Annotated in this window: 16 protein-coding genes and 1 tRNA gene; 13 read left to right on the forward strand and 4 right to left on the reverse strand. The window is 32.7% G+C overall.

Features of this window, described 5'->3' with window-relative positions:
* The first annotated feature begins 11 nt into the window (after positions 1-11).
* The 6 genes from G9F70_RS08575 (at position 12) to nadE (ending at position 4,520) form a co-directional block, all read left to right on the forward strand.
* Positions 12-1,004 carry an RnfABCDGE type electron transport complex subunit D gene (locus tag G9F70_RS08575; protein WP_164944908.1) on the forward strand — a complete coding sequence of 331 codons (993 nt, stop codon included), beginning with the start codon at positions 12-14 and terminating at the stop codon, positions 1,002-1,004.
* Between the two features lie 6 nt (positions 1,005-1,010).
* Positions 1,011-1,595, forward strand: a complete 585-nt coding sequence (locus G9F70_RS08580) for an RnfABCDGE type electron transport complex subunit G (RefSeq protein WP_164944907.1) — start codon at positions 1,011-1,013, stop codon at positions 1,593-1,595.
* Position 1,596: 1 nt separating this feature from the next.
* A complete protein-coding gene (gene rsxE / locus G9F70_RS08585) occupies positions 1,597-2,220 on the forward strand; it encodes an electron transport complex subunit RsxE (RefSeq protein WP_164944906.1) in 624 nt (207 codons plus the stop codon).
* A complete protein-coding gene (locus tag G9F70_RS08590) occupies positions 2,220-2,801 on the forward strand; it encodes an electron transport complex protein RnfA (protein ID WP_164944905.1) in 582 nt (193 codons plus the stop codon). Before rsxE ends, G9F70_RS08590 begins: the two co-directional genes overlap by 1 nt.
* 29 nt (positions 2,802-2,830) lie before the next feature.
* Positions 2,831-3,640 (forward strand): RnfABCDGE type electron transport complex subunit B, encoded by an 810-nt coding sequence (rnfB, locus tag G9F70_RS08595; protein ID WP_164945000.1) that lies wholly within the window; start codon positions 2,831-2,833, stop codon positions 3,638-3,640.
* 76 nt (positions 3,641-3,716) lie between these two features.
* Positions 3,717-4,520, forward strand: coding sequence for an NAD(+) synthase (nadE, locus tag G9F70_RS08600; RefSeq protein WP_164944904.1), 804 nt, complete (start codon positions 3,717-3,719; stop codon positions 4,518-4,520).
* Between the two features lie 70 nt (positions 4,521-4,590).
* On the opposite strand, the gene G9F70_RS08605 is transcribed toward nadE, so the two are convergent.
* Both G9F70_RS08605 and G9F70_RS08610 read right to left on the reverse strand, forming a co-directional pair.
* Positions 4,591-6,225, reverse strand: a complete 1,635-nt coding sequence (locus G9F70_RS08605) for a HEAT repeat domain-containing protein (RefSeq protein ID WP_164944903.1) — start codon at positions 6,223-6,225, stop codon at positions 4,591-4,593.
* An 88-nt stretch (positions 6,226-6,313) separates the two neighbouring features.
* Positions 6,314-6,478, reverse strand: coding sequence for a hypothetical protein (locus G9F70_RS08610; RefSeq protein ID WP_224617476.1), 165 nt, complete (start codon positions 6,476-6,478; stop codon positions 6,314-6,316).
* A 211-nt stretch (positions 6,479-6,689) separates the two neighbouring features.
* On the opposite strand from G9F70_RS08610, the gene G9F70_RS08615 reads away from it, so the two are divergent.
* Together G9F70_RS08615 and G9F70_RS08620 are read left to right on the forward strand one after the other, a co-directional pair.
* A complete protein-coding gene (locus tag G9F70_RS08615) occupies positions 6,690-7,250 on the forward strand; it encodes a nitroreductase family protein (protein ID WP_164944902.1) in 561 nt (186 codons plus the stop codon).
* A gap of 187 nt (positions 7,251-7,437) precedes the next feature.
* Positions 7,438-7,514, forward strand: a tRNA-Lys gene (locus tag G9F70_RS08620).
* Positions 7,515-7,673: 159 nt separating this feature from the next.
* Here G9F70_RS08620 and G9F70_RS08625 read toward each other — a convergent pair.
* Together G9F70_RS08625 and G9F70_RS08630 are read right to left on the reverse strand one after the other, a co-directional pair.
* Complete coding sequence (locus G9F70_RS08625; RefSeq protein ID WP_164944901.1) at positions 7,674-10,211, reverse strand: hybrid sensor histidine kinase/response regulator; 2,538 nt, start codon at positions 10,209-10,211, stop codon at positions 7,674-7,676.
* A 3-nt stretch (positions 10,212-10,214) separates the two neighbouring features.
* Positions 10,215-11,345: an ABC transporter substrate-binding protein gene (locus G9F70_RS08630; RefSeq protein ID WP_164944900.1), complete on the reverse strand. Its 1,131-nt coding sequence runs from the start codon at positions 11,343-11,345 to the stop codon at positions 10,215-10,217.
* 311 nt (positions 11,346-11,656) lie between these two features.
* Between G9F70_RS08630 and G9F70_RS08635 the strand changes: the two genes are divergently transcribed.
* From G9F70_RS08635 to G9F70_RS08655, 5 genes are read left to right on the forward strand one after another with little or no spacing between them, the layout of a single operon-like run.
* The gene (locus G9F70_RS08635; protein ID WP_164944899.1) at positions 11,657-12,235 is read left to right on the forward strand and encodes a TetR/AcrR family transcriptional regulator; all 579 of its coding nucleotides are present in this window, start codon (positions 11,657-11,659) and stop codon (positions 12,233-12,235) included.
* A gap of 14 nt (positions 12,236-12,249) precedes the next feature.
* On the forward strand, positions 12,250-12,606 hold the full coding sequence (locus G9F70_RS08640; RefSeq protein WP_164944898.1) for a response regulator: 357 nt from the start codon (positions 12,250-12,252) through the stop codon (positions 12,604-12,606).
* A gap of 23 nt (positions 12,607-12,629) precedes the next feature.
* On the forward strand, positions 12,630-14,684 hold the full coding sequence (locus G9F70_RS08645; protein ID WP_164944897.1) for a chemotaxis protein CheA: 2,055 nt from the start codon (positions 12,630-12,632) through the stop codon (positions 14,682-14,684).
* A gap of 23 nt (positions 14,685-14,707) precedes the next feature.
* Complete coding sequence (locus G9F70_RS08650; RefSeq protein ID WP_164944896.1) at positions 14,708-15,214, forward strand: chemotaxis protein CheW; 507 nt, start codon at positions 14,708-14,710, stop codon at positions 15,212-15,214.
* A 39-nt stretch (positions 15,215-15,253) separates the two neighbouring features.
* A complete protein-coding gene (locus tag G9F70_RS08655) occupies positions 15,254-17,482 on the forward strand; it encodes a methyl-accepting chemotaxis protein (protein WP_164944895.1) in 2,229 nt (742 codons plus the stop codon).
* The last annotated feature ends 56 nt before the right edge of the window (positions 17,483-17,538 follow it).

A 17,538-nucleotide genomic window follows, 5' to 3' on the forward strand; every position in this document is an offset into this window, starting at 1 on the left:
GTGCAATTTATATGAATAGTGAAGTAAAATTAGAAGATAATCTCTTTACAATTTCAACATCTCCACATATACGTGGAAAAGAATCTATTTCTAAAATAATGTGGACTGTGAATTTGGCTCTAGCGCCAGCTGCGCTTTTTGCAATTTATAATTTTGGGATTCCTGCACTAATTACATTGCTTGTGGGAAGTTTATCAGCAGTAGGACTAGAGTATCTAGTACAAAAACTTAGAAAAAAGCCAATAACTATTTCTGATGGAAGTGCTTTTTTAACAGGACTATTGCTTGCAATGTGTTTACCGCCTACCATTCCACCGTATATGGCGATAGTTGGTTCATTTATTGCTATAGTTATAGCAAAGCATTCTATGGGAGGACTTGGGTATAATATTTTTAACCCAGCTCATATTGGTAGGGCTGCTATTATGGTGTCATGGCCTGTGGCAATGACAACCTGGTCAAAACTTAGTACAAGTGTAGATGTAGTAACTACTGCAACACCTTTAAATATTTTAAAACAACAAGGATATGGAAAGCTTATCGATACATTTGGAAGCGTACCTCAAATGTATAAGGCAATGTTCATTGGTACTCGGAATGGGAGTATTGGTGAAACCTCTACGGTTTTATTACTTCTTGGAGGCATCTATTTAATTTATAAAGGGTATGTAAATTGGCATGTTCCTGTATTTATGATTGGAACAGTAGGTATTTTAACTTGGGTATTTGGACCAGTAGGTCTATTTACTGGAGATCCGGTTTTCCATATGATGGCTGGAGGCTTGATTATTGGAGCATTCTTTATGGCAACAGATATGGTTACCATTCCAATTACAAAAAAAGGACAGGTGATTTTTGCTATAGGAGCTGGTGCGCTTACTGTCTTAATTAGGCTTAAAGGTGGATATCCAGAAGGGGTTTGTTACTCTATTTTATTAATGAATGCAGTTACGCCGCTTATTGATCGATTAGTAAGGCCAGTTAAATTTGGAGCAAGGAGGTAGTGAAAAATGTCGGATGAGAATAATGTTGAACATAAGGTTTTGCATAATAAAGAATATAGTATTTTTCAAATTGCTATAAATTTAACAGTTGCTTGTTTCATATCAGGTGCGATTATTGCTGGAACCTATTTTATAACAGCACCAGTTGCAGCAAAAAATGCGATTACTATGAAGAATGATGCAATGAAAGCGTTGGTTAAAGATGCAGAAAGTTTTAAGCCCTTGAATGGAAAAAAAGATTGGTTTACTGCAGAAAAGAATGGGAAAGTAATTGCTTATGTAGTTCCAGCAGAGAGTAAAGGATATGGTGGAGCTATAAAAATGCTTGTGTCCGTTACACCTCAAGGTAAAATTATTGACTTTGCTATATTATCCAGTAATGAGACACCAGGGCTTGGAGATAATGCAGGTAAAGACGCTTTTAGAAGTGAATTTAAGGGTAAAAAAAGTGAGGATTTAGAAGTGGTAAAGGATAAATCAAAAGAAAATAATATTCAAGCTATGACTGGAGCTACCATTTCTTCAAAAGCTGTAACCAAAGGTATCAAAGAAGCTGTGCAACAAGTTACACAGCTTGTAGGGGGAAAATAATATGAGAGAGTTATGGAATATATTCAAAAAAGGGATTATTGAAGAAAATCCGATTTTTGTTCTTGCACTTAGTCTTTGCCCCGCACTCGCGGTAACCAGTAACTCCATAAATTCATTAACTATGGGTCTTGCAGTAATGTTTGTTATTACTGTAAATAATACTATTGTATCTATTTCTAGAAAAGTAGTAAACCCTAAGGTTCGTGTACCGGTGTATATTACATCTGTAGCAACAATTGTTACAGTAGTACAGCTGGTATTACAGGCATATGCGCCACTGCTCTATAAGGCATTAGGTATATATTTAGCATTGATTGTTGTTTTTGCAATTATTTTAGCTAGGGCAGAGGTTTTTGCTTCGAAAAATTCAGTGCTACCATCATTTTTCGATGGACTGGGAATGGGGTGTGGTTTTGCACTTGCACTCTTATCTATTGGAATAATTCGTGAACTTTTAGGTACAGGAGCTATATTTGGCATACAAGTGCTTGGTTCTTGGTATAACCCTGCACTTATAATGATTTTACCCCCAGGTGCATTTATATTAATTGGTTATATGGTGGCTGGTTTCAAGATGCTGACTCAGCATATGGAAAAAGTTAAACTTGAGAGAGGTGAAGTATAATGGGTGAATATTTAACTCTGTTTGTCTCTGCGGTAGTTGTAAATAACTTCGTTTTAACAAGGTTTCTAGGACTTTGTATTTTCTTCGGAGTTTCCAATAGTTTAAATGCCTCTATTGGTATGGGCATGGCTGTAACTTCTGTTATGACTCTTAGTTCAATGCTGGCATGGGTGGTATTCCATTTTGTGCTAGCTCCACTTCATTTAACATTTTTAACAACAGCGGTATTTGTACTTTTGATTGCTAGCTTTGTGCAGCTTTTAGAAATGATTATTAAAAAATACGCTCCTACACTATATAATATGTGGGGTATTTATTTATTATTAATTGCTACAAATTGTGTTGTGCTTGGGGTTCCACTATTAAATGCAGAGTCTAATTTTTCATTTATGAAAAGTGCGGTTTCTGCCATTGGTTCTGGATTAGGATTTGCGTTGGCAATTATCCTCATGGCAAGTTTAAGAGAAAAATTAAGATTAGCAGATGTACCTAAACCACTCGAGGGGCTCGGTATTGCGTTTATTTTAGCTGGAATGCTCGCTTTAGCCTTCCTGGGGTTTTCTGGTATGATACCAGTATAGAAAGGAGCTGAGAAATTAATATGAGTAATATGAGTATTGCAATTGCGGTTTTAGTTGTAATGACATCAGTTGGACTAGTGTTTGGTTTGATTTTGGCGGTTGCCAATAAAAAATTCGCCATTGAAGTAAATCCCTTGATTCATATTGTTGAAGATATATTACCAAAAGGTCAATGCGGAGCCTGTGGATATGCTGGTTGTATGGCCTATGCAGAAGCTGTGGTTATAAATCCAGATGTGCAGCCAAATCTTTGCATTCCAGGTAAATCGGCTGTTGCAAAAATGGTAGGGGAATTAACTGGTAAAGCAGCATTAGAAATGGAACCAAGAGTGGCTTTTGTAAAATGTGCTGGTAATCAAGATAAAGCTATTAAAGCTTATAAATACGAGGGCGTACAAGAGTGTGTTGCTGCAACGCTACTACAGGGAGGACATAAGGGATGTCAATATGGTTGCCTTGGTTTTGGAACCTGTGTTAGAAGTTGTCCATTTGATGCAATGACAATGAGTGAAGATGGCCTACCAATTATTAACAGTAAAAAATGTACAGGTTGTGGAAAATGTGAAATAGTTTGCCCGAAAAAAGTTATTGAATTGGTTCCCATTGGAGTTCCTATAGCTGTGAATTGTAATTCAAAAGACAAAGGTGCTATAGTACGTAAAGTTTGCAGCGTAGGCTGTATCGGGTGTGGAATTTGTGTTAAGAATTGCCAACATGGTGCAATAAAAATTGAGAATAATATAGCTATAGTAGATAGCAGGATTTGTGTTTCAAAGTGTAGTGAATCAACTTGCTTACATAAATGCCCAACGGGAGCAATTTCAAAATTTAGTCAGTGACCTATGTTAAATTTATGGGAGAAATAGCATATTGTGTGTTACAATATACTTACAAACAAATTTAAGGAGGCACGATATGAACAAAATTAAACAACAACAAATAATGAATGAAATTGGTATACCCTGTCCTCTTGAAAATGAATCAGATCAGAATTATGCAATTAGAATGATAGAAGAAGCTTGCACTTTCTTAAAAAACTATGCAAAGCATACTGGCAAAAAGGGTTATGTTTGTCATCTTTCAGGTGGGGTAGATACCTTTGTTACAAGTATGCTTATTAAAAAAGCAGGACTATATTTAATAAATTTATCTCTTCCTTTTGGGATTAAACCAGATATGGCTGATGTAGAACTTGCAAAAAATATTATAAAACCAGATGTATTTAAAACTTACGATATAATGGGTCCTGTAATTGAATCCATTGAGCTACTTCGTGATTTACCACCTTCGAAGGTAGATATAGGAAACACAAAAGCTAGAATAAGAATGACCGTAGTATATAGAGTAGCTGAAGTATATGATGTTTTAGTTGCTGGAGCAACAAATGTATCTGAGCTAACCCTTGGAATGGTAACTAAATATGGTGACGATGCATCAGATATACAACCAATTGCTGGATTGTCAAAAGGCATAATTTACGAAATGGCGAAAATATTTGGTGCACCTCAATCTATAATTGATAAAATGTCTACCACTGGTACCTGGGATAATGAAGCCAATCAAAAAGAAGTAACAGAAATAAATCACCAGGTTTGCATGTATTTAAGGGGAGATGACATTTCAGAGGAATACGAGAATGAAATAGTGGATTTGTATACAAGGTCTGAACATAAAAGACATTCACCAGTGACGCCAAAAGATTCCTGGTGGTTTGAATAAATTTATAAAAGAAATAGGTCACCTAATAGCTAGGTGACCTATTTCTTTTATGATTTTTTTGAACTGTTATTTATTTGACTTTTAATACGAATATATGTGGCGTAAGTCTACCACTTTCAATTTTTATCTCTTGAAGAAGTTCAAGCTCTTCATTATCTACTAGAACTTCCCTAAATAATTGTTTTTCTATTGTATAAACAAAGGCCATTCCACCTGAGACTACAAGGCTAGGAATTTTTTTTGCAAATTTACTATAAAGCTCCGCATATTTGTTATGGGTGGCGGACTTATTGTCAAAAGGCATATTTGTTATAAGCTCATCAAAAAGGTAGGTAGTAGAAAAATCTAATATATCTTCATCTATTAAATCTATATTCACATTAGCTAATTTAGAATTTACTGTTGCTGCTGAAATAGCGGTTCTATATATATCCACGCCTGTTAAAGATTCTACCTCGGCGAGTTTAGCTCTTTCAATAAGCATTGTGCCAGTGCCACAAAAAGGGTCTATAACTCTCGCACTAGGTTTTAACCATTTTTCTATAGATTTAACTACAATAGCTGCAGTTACTGGATTTATAGAGGTAGCTATTTCATTTTTTCTATAGTCAAATCTATTATCTGCAAAGGAATATAGTTTTATAAATACACTGCAGAGATTATTTCTTTCAACTATTCGAATTTCGACTTCATAGGAGGAGGGGCTATTTTTTAAACCTCCACAGGAAATTTCATCTAGTTCTCTTGATAAGTTTTTTACAAACTCTGAACGTTCGCGGCTGGCATCCATAGTTTTAAATTCAACTCTGTACCAAAAAGGAGAATTAGAATCACATTCATGACACTGATTTAAGAAATCAACAACATTTGCATCTATAATTGCAGCTGCTATTACCTTATAATCAAATTGCAGCTCTTCACACTCATCTAGTGGAAACAAAAGTTCATAAAAGGTTCTGCAGGTGTAAACCTGATCTATATCATTCTCATAAATAAGAATACCATCATCTACAAGTCTACCGTCTATAGATTTTTCTTCAAGTTCCTTTAAAGTGTGTTGATACTGATAATTCATAACTGTGAGTATCATAGGTACTGCATTTTCAAATTCTTTAAATCCTTTAAATTCATGGCGTACAGGAGGGGATAATTTATCTATGGCCCTTGTAAGTGCAAGTTTTTCCTCATTAATATGTTTATTAGTTGTTATTAGTGAGTTATCCTCTCTGCAAGCTTTTTCATTCATTACTACATCTTCAAACATTTTCTTTAACTTTTCTGCATCAAGAATGCTACCGCAGTTTCCTATGGCAAGTACATAAGAATATCTTACAAATAATTTATCTTCGGAGTTATAGGCATTATATAGTGCTTCTAAATATGCAGGATCTCCTAGTTCTCCAATAACACCACATACATTCTTTCTAACTTTTGGATCTGAATGTGAAAGAAGAGCGCTAAGTTTTTCTTTGGAATTACCAATAGTTCTTTTGAACATGCCCTTGGGTTTTTCTTTTTTTAAAATATCCCTCATAACAGAAAGAATTGCTCTTGGGTCCTCATTCGTTATTATTTTTGCCCATAACATTGGAATTGCATTATTATAATCTAAGGAAAGTTTATTTACTATTGCAGATCTCTGTTTGTCATCTGCAGTTTTTAGACTCTCTAAGAGAGCTGTAACTGTATCATTTATTTCTATCATTTGTTTCCCTCCTGTAGTTCGCTGGGGCACAAAACAATTATTAATTGTTTTGCCTCTTATGTTTTAATTTAATAACTTTAATTATACCTTATATTTCGTGGTAATGGGGGGATATTAGTGTTTTATCTGTTTTTATTATAAGCATAAAAATTATCACTGATATTAGTAGAAACTCTCTATCACTATTTTTATCTATTATATAAGTATTATTATCTATAAGTTCACCATAAGTCATACCTATTTTATTATGCATTTTGATTTTTTAGCAAAACGAAGTTCTCACTATATTTTAAAATAATTAACTATAGCTTTTTAAATAGGTTTCAATTACTACATTATAATATATACATTATAAGTATGGTATTATATTGGTGACTATGAGTTTTAAAAGTGCGTACTTACATTAAAACAATATAGTAGTATAATCATAGATATTCAAAAATAAGAAGACGGAGGATTTTAATATGAATGAAACTCTAAAAAATATAAGAAATAGGAGAAGTACTAGGGCTTTTTTACCAGAGCAGCTTAACGATACAGATGTGCAAGATATAATAGAGGCAGGTATTTATTCACCAAGTGCTACAAATAAGCAACCATGGCATTTTACAGTAATACAAAGAAAAGATATTATAGACAGATTAAATGACGCTTTTAAAGATATTGCAAGTAAATCAGAAAATGAGTATATTAGAAGGTTTGCTGATAATGAAAAATTCCATGTGTTTTACAATGCACCAACAGTTGTATTGGTATCTGGAGACAAAAACAATGAGGCTGCCTCAGTCGATTGCGCAGCAGCAACAGAAAACATGTTTATAGCAGCAGAATCCTTAGAAATTGGTGGCTGTTGGATTGGCCTTATTGCACATTTACTAAATAGTGAAGAAGGCGCGGAATGGGTTAAGGAACTTGAAATACCAGAGGGTTTTAGACAAATACATGCATTGTGCCTTGGATATAAAAAAATTCAGGTAACTAATGCACCAAAAAGGAAAGAAAACACAGTAAATTACATAAAATAACAATAAATCCAGCAGAATTAAATAATTTTGCTGGATTTTTGTAAATGGTAATTAAAATTATTGAAGGCCTGGCTTACTCTATATGAAGCATAAGTTAAGCTAATAGATAAGTGGGTATCTATTCCTAATTTCTATAGGTATTTACAAATACGGAAAAGTGGTATATACTAAAGAAGTTGATTAACATGCTTCATTAGCTCAGTTGGCTAGAGTACCTGACTCTTAATCAGGGTGCCCAGGGTTCGAATCCCTGATGTAGCACCAACGTAAATACAGATATCTCAATTATTTGAGGCATCTGTTATTTTTTTGCTTTTTATTAGAAAATGCTAAAATTGATGAAGTCAGTAGAAAAAAATCATAACTGAATTTTATAGTATTTTTATGTCGCACTTAAAATTAATTCCATTTAGCTTACTTGAGTTAAGTATTAACCCATTTATCTATTTTTGAGCTTAGGTCATTAAAATTCACTGGCTTTGATATATAATCATCCATACCAGCTGAAATAAACTTATCTTTATCACCTGACAAGGCGTAGGCAGTCATAGCAATAATGGGGGTATGTTTTCCAGACAACAATTCCTTTTCTCTTATTAATAAAGTTGCGGTATGCCCATCCATAACTGGCATGTTAATATCCATAATTATCAGATTAAATGTAAATTTATTATATAGATCAATTGCATCTTTACCATTTTCAGCAAGTAAAACATTGAATTGTTTTTTCTTAAGAATTATTTCTGTTATTCTTCTATTTATTTTATCATCTTCAACTAAGAGTACAGTTTTGTTGAAATTGTTATCAGTTATAGAGTTGTTCCACATTAGGGGATTTTCGCTTAATATAGCTTCAATCTTCTGGAGATTAATGGTAAAATGAAATGTAGAACCCACCATTTCTTCACTTTCTAGCCAAATATCACCGCCCATTAATCGTACTAGGTTTTTAGATATAGCTAGGCCCAAACCTGTTCCTTGATACTGTTTAGTGTAGGTGCTATCTAATTGTTTAAACCTTTCAAATAATAACCCCTGTTTATCTATGGGTATTCCAATTCCAGTATCTTCAATTGAAAATTTTACCTTTATAAAATTTTCATCCATATGATCAGTTAGTACACTAACAGTTACGTTACCCATTTGAGTAAACTTTACTGCATTTCCGATTATATTTGATAATACTTGCCTTAATCTTACAGCATCACCATTTAAAATGTCAGGTATGGTTTTATCAATTTCAACTTTTAGTATTATACCTTTTTCATTGGCGCTAATATCAAATAAGGTAATAACTTCGCTAACGACATCTCTAATTTTAAAGGGCTTAGCTTCTATTGCAATTTTACCTGCCTCAATTTTAGAAAGGTCTAAAACATCATTGATTATTGTAAGGAGTACCTTTGTTGATTTTATTACCAAAGTTAAATATTGTCGGGGTGCTTCATCTAAATCAGTCATTAGGGCTAATTGTGTCATTCCCATTATGCCATTCATGGGAGTCCTAATTTCATGACTCATGTTTGCAAGAAATTGACTTTTGGCAATATTGGCTTGTTCTGCATCAAGTTTTGATTTAATTAGTTGCTCTTGAATTTTAATTCTTTCAAAAACCTCCGCTTTAAGTTGAACATTAATTTCTTCTAGTTCTGAATTCATGATCTGTAATTCTATCGTTCGCATCAATACCCTATCTTCTAATTCCTCATTTAATTTTTTAATCTCAGTTTCTGCCCTTTGACGCTCTGAAATTTGTTCTTCGAGCATAGCATTACTTTTTTTAAGTTCACAATTAGTATCCTCCAGGGTTGCATTTGATTCCTCAAGCTCACAGTTTGTTTCAGCTAACTGTTTAGTTCTGTCAACAACCCTATCTTCTAATTCTACATTTAATGACTGTATCTCATTTTCCCGAAGTCGAATATTCTTTTTCATTATGTCAAAATAATTGGATAATTGTATAAACTCCTTATAATCTTTAGTTTTAGGGGACATACTATAATCACCAGCAGAGATAAGCTTAATTTTGCTGATAAGATTATTGAAAGCTTTGGTTATACTTACTACACTCATTGTGGAAAGAATAAGGTATAATAAAATCATTATGAAAAAAGCGATATAATAATTAGTCTTAATCTGGGTAATTTGACCTAATGCCTTATTTGAGTCTAGCACTATAACAGAGTACCAACCTGTTAACTCAATTTTTGTTGAATATAAAATTAGTTTATTATTATTACTATTCTCAATATTTATGGTGGCTATTTTATGTTCAATTCCATCTTTAATTTCATTAAAATAATCAAATTGTCTTCGTTGGATTACATTATTATTATTATTATTAGTATCAACTAGATAGGTACCTTTCTCATCCAAAATAGAAACACTTTCTACTGAATTTGAAGTAGACCCTTGAGTAATCTTTATTATTTTAGATAGGTTTAAATCTGCAACTAGCAAATCCCCATTAACATAAAACGAGATAGAAACGGTGGGGGACTGAGTCTGCTCTGATATAAATACACGGGACCATACGGGCTTGCCTGATTTGTCTATTTTTTTAAAAAAATCTTCATTTAATGTACTTGTCCCAATTTTGTCTTTATTAAATGGAGCAGTGTTTTTTACCATACCATCTTTGTTAACAATTCGAATATTATCAAAATAAGGATATATGTTAATAATTGTACTAAGGTATTTATCTATTTCGGTATCATTAACAAAGTTTTCTAAAAGTAAATCTTTTTTTAATGCATTCATAATATTTATTGGATTTTGAATAAAATTTTCCACCTGATTATTAATATTGTAGGCCATAATACTATTTTCATGTTGAATATTTTTAACAATCCGATGAGTAGATAGTGAAATAGAAAAATATCCAAAAATTAAAGCAGGCAAAATAAATATGAGTAGATTGTTTAATAACATCTGGCATTTTAAACTAAAGACTCTCTTCATGTATTAATCTCCCTTCTTTAACTGTCCATTTTCTATTTCGAAAATCCTATATTTTCTAGTATTATCTCCAAACTTATCAATGCTATAATTACCCTGTAATCCCTTAAAGGTTTTAATTTTAATTAGATTATTCTTAATAGTAGTAGCTGTTAGATTAGGACTCATTTTCATGGCCACCAGTAAAGCAGACACTGCTTCATAAGAATACATAGAGGAAAATGTAGGGTTTTCTCCATATCTATCTAGGTATGAGTCTCTAAATTTTACAAATTTCGGTGATTTATCATTAAAATCCATTGCACCTACAATAAACATGCCTTCAATAGCATTTCCACCATTTCTAATTAAATCAGCTGTGTTTGACCATAAAGGTGAGTAGATATGCACCTTAGAGTCTAGTTTTCTTAGTTGTTGAGTTATTTTAGCATTATCTTTCGAATTTGAGATAATAAAAAGAGCATCAATTTTTGATTCTAAAACATCTTTTGCTAGGCTTGAACAATTTACATTTAAATTAGAATTGAATGTTTTGGTAAAGATAATTTCTCCCTTATTTGACTCCAAAATATTTTTGAAATTATTATATAGAGCATCAGTAAAGATCTTGTTTTCTAAATCGTATAAGACTGCAAATTTTTTGTCGTTATTTTTATTGGCCATAGCAGCTAAAACTGTTGCTTGTTCATTGGTAGTTGCGATGAATCTGATGAAATTGTCATCTATACCTGTTAAGGGATCTGCGCTTACCGTTGGTGATAAAAGCAATATGTTTTTATCTTTTAGATAACTCATGGAATTTACAATCATTCCACTTGTATAAGGCCCAATTACCACAGGTATATTTTCTGTAATAAATTCCTTTTGAACTTTAAGAGCTAAAATTGGATCATTCTTATCGTCTTTAACCAACAATTCTAATTTTGATCCTCTTAAGCCCCCAGCTTTGTTAAACTCATCCACGGCGAGTTCTACACCTCTTCTCCCTGATACGGATAAATCGGAATTAATTCCTGACATGGTACCTAACACACCAATTTTTATTGGTTTAGTATTCTTACTGCAACCGGATAAGTACAGTACACTATTAATAAAAATTGCACAAAGAATAATTACAGTATTGCTCTTGAATTTCATATGAACTTACCCCTTATTTTAACGACATTTTATGATAATTAATGAGAATTCGTTATTAGAAAATATTTAATATTGTGTATATTATAATATTATAATATTAAATAATGTAAAAATCAAATTTGAAAAAATTAAAAGAACTATAAAACGTCATAAAGAACTATAAAAATGGTAAAAAGGTTATCAATGACCAGAATTTAATAAAAAAATCAGTTGTATTATGAAAATTAAACCAATATATGTTGTAATATGCAAAAGTATGAAATATAATGTTAATTAGTTAGTTAGCTGTAACTAACCTGGAGGTGAGTTAAATGAAAATTGATATTTTAAAAAGGAAGGAAAGTATAATTATAACAGCCATTGAAGTGTTATACGAATCTGGTATTAATGGAATGACAATAAAGGAAATTGCTAAAAGACAGAACATATCAGAGCCTGCTATTTATAGGTATTTTAATGGTAAGGGGGAAATTATCAAAGAAATTTTAAAAAGATATTCTATCTATGACGAAGTAATAAAAAATACAATACTCGACAATCATATGGGCGGTAAAGAGGCAATTAGGTACTTTTGTAAAGCATATGCGGAATATTACCAAAACTATCCAGATATTACTACTGTAATGTTTTCTTTTGATATTTTTAAGTATGATGAAGAAGCCAATAAAGAAATGAAAAACATTATTAAAAATAGATATAATTTACTATTTATGTTTGTTACAAAAGCTATTGAAAACAGGGAGATTTCATTTAATAATCACGCTCAAGCACTTACAGATTCAATTTTTAGTATTTTATGGACTATTACTTTTTTATGGAGAATGGAAAATTGCAGTTTTGATGTAAAAGAACGAGTTCTTTTAGCAGTTGGTAATATAATAAATTTTTAGAGGAGATGACTTTGATGAAAAGGGTTTTAATTACAGATGATGCAGCATTTATGAGATTATCATTAAAAACCATGCTTGAAAAGAACGGGTTTGAAGTGGTTGGCGAGGCTGAAAATGGGGCAATTGCTATTGAAAAATATAAGATTCTTAAACCGGACATTGTAACGCTTGATATTACAATGCCAATAATGGATGGAGTTGAGGCATTAAAACATATAAGGGCCTTTGATAAAAGTGCAAAAATTATTATGATTTCCGCAATGGGACAAGAAACAATTGTAAGAGAAGCTGTGATGTCCGGTGCTACTGGTTTTGTAATAAAACCATTTATTGAAGAAACAATAGTAAAAGCTTTTTCAAAATTGAAATAATTTTTTAAAAATGGGGGACGATTATGTCGGAGGGTGAAATGAGCAGAGAACCAATGCTAGAAGTATATATTTTTGAAGCCACGCAACTAATGGAGCAACTTGAAGAAATTAGTATTGAATGTGAAAAGAGCAAAAAAATTGGCAAGGACGCAATAAATGAAATCTTTAGGATAATGCACACCATAAAAAGCTCATCAGCTATGATGATGTTTAACAATATATCTGTTCTAGCACATTCACTGGAAGATTTGTTTTACTTTATTCGTGAAAGCAAAGATGTAACTATTGACTTTGAAAACTTATTTGATTTGGTGCTTTCTGGCATTGACTTTATCAAGGGAGAAGTTTCGAAAATCCAAAATGACTTCGATGCAGATGGCTCTAGTGAAAGCTTGGTATTAAAAAGTTCAAACCTTCTTAGGAATATGAAAGAGGCTAACGGAGAAATTATCAATGATGATTTTGCAGAACAAAAGGAAGACACTAAATATTATATTAGCTCTTATCAAAGCGGAGGTAAAGAAGTTAAGCAGAAGTATGTTGCAAGAATTTTTTATGAAGATGGTTGTGAGATGGAAAATGTACGAGCTTATACCGTAGTTCATAATCTTAAAGATATAGCTTACGAAATTTATCACCTTCCTAAAGATATTATAGAAAGTAATGACAGTGTGGAGGAAATTAGAAAGAATGGGTTTTTAATAGGTTTTTCTACCTCTATGGAAAAGAAAAAAATTGAAGAACAATTAAATGAAGTCATTTTTTTAAAACAATTAGAACTGCTACAAGTGGAAGAATATCCACCAGAGCTTAAAGCATTAAAGGGAAAAAAAGAAATTATTCTTGAAGACCTAATAGAGAACATTGAAAGCGTTGAGACCAATAAAGAAAAGGTAGCACCCTTAACTATAAGTGGAAAAGGACAAAGCATTATAAGCGTAAATATTTCAAAACTGGACATGCTTTTAGATTTAGTGGGGGAAATTGTAATTACAGAAGCAATGGTCACAAAAAATCCGGAGTTAGAGGGTCTTTCGTTAGAAAATTTTAATAAAGCTGCGAGACAACTAAGAAAACTTACTAATGAATTACAGGATGTTGTTATGTCCATAAGGATGGTACCAGTATCCATGACTTTTCACAAGATGAATAGAATTGTTAGAGATATGAGTAAAAAACTAAATAAAGATGTTGAGCTTGAAATTGTTGGTGAAGACACAGAGGTAGATAAAAACATTATTGATCATATTTCTGATCCACTTATGCATCTCGTGAGAAATTCCTTAGATCATGGACTAGAAGAAAAAGAGGAAAGAATAGCTTCTGGTAAACCGGAAATTGGAAAAATAACTTTAGAGGCAAAAAATGCTGGTGGTGATGTATTTATAATTGTTAGGGATGACGGACGTGGGCTAGACAAAAAAAGTATATATGAGAAAGCTAAACATCAAGGGTTAGTTACTAAGCCTGAGGATGAATTAACAGATAAAGAAATTTTCTCAAATATTTTATTACCGGGATTTTCCACAAATGAAAGTGTTACAGAGTACTCTGGCCGTGGCGTTGGAATGGATGTAGTGAAGAAAAATATCGATAGCATTGGTGGAGCTATTTCTATTGAAAGTTTAAAAGGAAAAGGAAGTAAGATATCAATCAAGATTCCTCTAACGCTCGCGATAATTGATGGATTAGAGGTAGCTGTTGGAAAATCTAAATATACAATACCTATTACAGCTATTCGTGAGTCTTTTAAGCCAAAAGAAAATGAAGTAATTGCGGATAGCGAAGGTAATGAAATGATAATGATAAGAGGGGAAGCCTATCCAATTTACAGACTTCATCGAATATTTAATATAAATAGGTCGGTAACCTCCTCAAATGAAGGGATACTGGTATTGGTGGAGGATAATACAAAAGCTGCATGTTTGTTTGTAGATTCCTTAATCGGTGAACAACAGGTAGTAGTGAAGGCTTTACCCCCTTATATTAAAAAAGCTAAGGGTATCGCTGGATGTACAATACTTGGAGATGGTAACATAAGTCTTATTATAGATATAAGTGAAATTTTAGACAGGTAAAACTAAAGAAAGGTGGTAAAAAAATGGAAGAGGTTTTAGATGAAGTTGTAGAAACCGCGGAAGATACTCAAAAGGGTAAATTTCTAACATTTTCTGTTGGACGGGAGTCTTATGGTATTGAAATTAAGTTTGTCACAGAGATAATTGGCATACAAGACATAACTGAAGTACCTGAATTGCCTAATTATGTAAAGGGGATAATAAATCTTCGCGGAAAGATTATTCCAGTAATTGATGTAAGGCTTAGGTTTAAAAAAGATGCAAAGCAGTACAATGATAGGACTTGCATAGTGGTAATTGACATAAATGAAATTTCAGTTGGACTTATTGTGGATAATGTAGCTGAAGTAATTAATATAGAAGATAGTAATATTGTTCCGCCACCGGATATAAAAACAGGTTTTCATAATCGATATGTTAGAGGAATAGGAAAAGTAGGAAATGAAGTTAAGTTGCTACTAGATTGTGATAAATTGCTGAATGATGATGAGCTAGATAGCTTGAATACAATAGAAACTACTAAGTATTAAAAACTCAAAATAAATTAATATTACGAGGGGGATAAGTTTATGAAATGGTATATGAATATGAAAATTTCAGCTAAGCTTCTATCAGGTTTTATAATGGTTGCTATTATCGCTGCAGCTATCGGTGTTGTAGGTATTGTAAATTTGAAAAGCATTGATAAATCAGATACACAGCTTTATGAAAATCAGTTAGTGCCAACAACTCAATTGGCAGATATCAATAAAAACTTTCAAATGATACGTGTAGATGTACGAGATATAATTATTGAGACAAAGGCTGAAAAAATGCAGGTGATTGAAGATTCTATAAAGATAAAAAAAGCGGAAATACAAAAGTTATCAACAGAATTTGAAAAGACTATACTTTCAAGTGAAATGAAAACTGCATTTAAAGATTACACTGAGAAGAAAGATAACTTTGAGGCTCAATTGGATAGTGTATTAAGTCTAGCAAAAGCTAACAAGAATGTTGAAGCTGCTGCTTTAATGAGTGCAACTGGAACTTCGGGAAAAGCATCAAAAGCCCTGCAGGAATCCATAGATTCATTAATTACAATGAAATCAGCAGATGCTAAAATTAAATCAGACAATAATTCAAGCAATGCTAAGAGTGCAATTAATACCATGATTATCCTCCTTGTGGCTGGAGTACTTATAGCAATGGCCCTAGGAATTTTCCTAAGCAATATTATAAGTACTCCTATTAAACTCCTAGCACAAGCAGCGGATAAGCTAGCCATAGGTGATATTGATGTAGATATAAAAACAAACAGTAAGGATGAAATTGGAACCTTAATGATAGCTTTTAAGAAAATGGTAGAGAATATACGTGAAAACGCATCCACCGCTGAAAAAATTTCTAAGGGCGATTTTAGTGTAGTAATAAAAGCTAAATCTGATAAAGATGTACTAGCAATGAGTATGATCCTGGTTGTTGAAGCTGTTAATAATCTTGAAAAAGAAACAAATATGTTAACAATGTCAGCAATAGAAGGTAAATTATCTACACGTGGAGATGCACAGAAGTTTAACGGAGGATATAAGAATATAGTTGAAGGTATAAACAATATCTTAGATGCTGTTATTGAACCTATTAAGGAAGCATCAACAGTACTTACAGAAATGGCCAATGGAAACCTAAAGGTAAATATGGTAGGAGATTATAAGGGAGATCATGCAGATATTAAAAATGCATTAAATGACACTATATATTCCCTATCTTCTTATGTAACAGAAATTTCAGAGGTTTTAGATGAAATGTCTAATTCAAATCTTGAGCTATCAATTAATAATGAATATAAAGGAGACTTCGCTCAGATAAAGGATGCCTTAAACCTTATAATCCAATCCTTTAATGAAGTATTTACAGAAATAAATAATGCTGCAGATCAAGTATCAGCAGGCTCAAATCAAGTTTCAGATGGAAGTCAGGCACTATCTCAGGGTACTACAGAGCAAGCAAGCTCTATAGAAGAATTAACTGCTTCCATTACAGAAGTGGCAGCTCAGACCAAGCAAAATGCAGTTAATGCTAGTCAAGCGAATGAACTTGCTCTTAATGCTAAAGAAGGAGCAGCCCTTGGAAATTCTCATATGAAAGAGATGCTTAAATCTATGGAGGAAATCAACGAGTCGTCTTCAAGTATTTCAAAAATAATTAAGGTTATTGATGATATAGCTTTCCAAACTAATATGTTAGCTTTAAACGCTGCAGTTGAAGCCGCAAGAGCAGGACAACATGGTAAAGGCTTTGCAGTAGTAGCTGAAGAAGTAAGAAATCTTGCAGCAAGAAGTGCCAAAGCAGCAAAGGAAACTACGGATTTAGTGGAAGGATCTATAAAGAAAGTAGAGATTGGAACAAAAATCGCTAATAATACCGCAGAGTCTCTTGATCAAATAGTTGTAGGGGTATCGAAGGCTGCAACTTTAGTGGGAGAGATAGCAGCAGCTTCAAATGAACAGGCAACTGCAATATATCAAATAAATAAGGGAATAGAGCAAGTTTCTGATGTGGTACAAACTAATTCCGCAACTGCGGAGCAAAGTGCAGCAGCTAGTGAAGAACTTTCAAGTCAAGCATCAATGCTTAAGAATATGGTAGGAAAGTTTAAACTAAAAGGGGGTAATATTGCATCTTACAAGGAAATATCTTTAGCAGGCTCTTTAAATAAAAACCAAGTAAATAACAAATTTTCAGCTCATGCTGAGGCAGCTGCAACAAAAAGTAAACCAAAAATATCCCTAAGTAATACAGATTTCGGAAAATACTAAGAAAAATTCTATTAAGACCATGGTACTTTATTAAACGGATTACCATGGTCTAATAA

It is taken from the genome of Clostridium sp. FP1, assembly GCF_011065975.2.
In the GTDB taxonomy this organism is placed as follows: Bacteria; Bacillota; Clostridia; order Clostridiales; family Clostridiaceae; genus Clostridium_AD; species Clostridium_AD tagluense.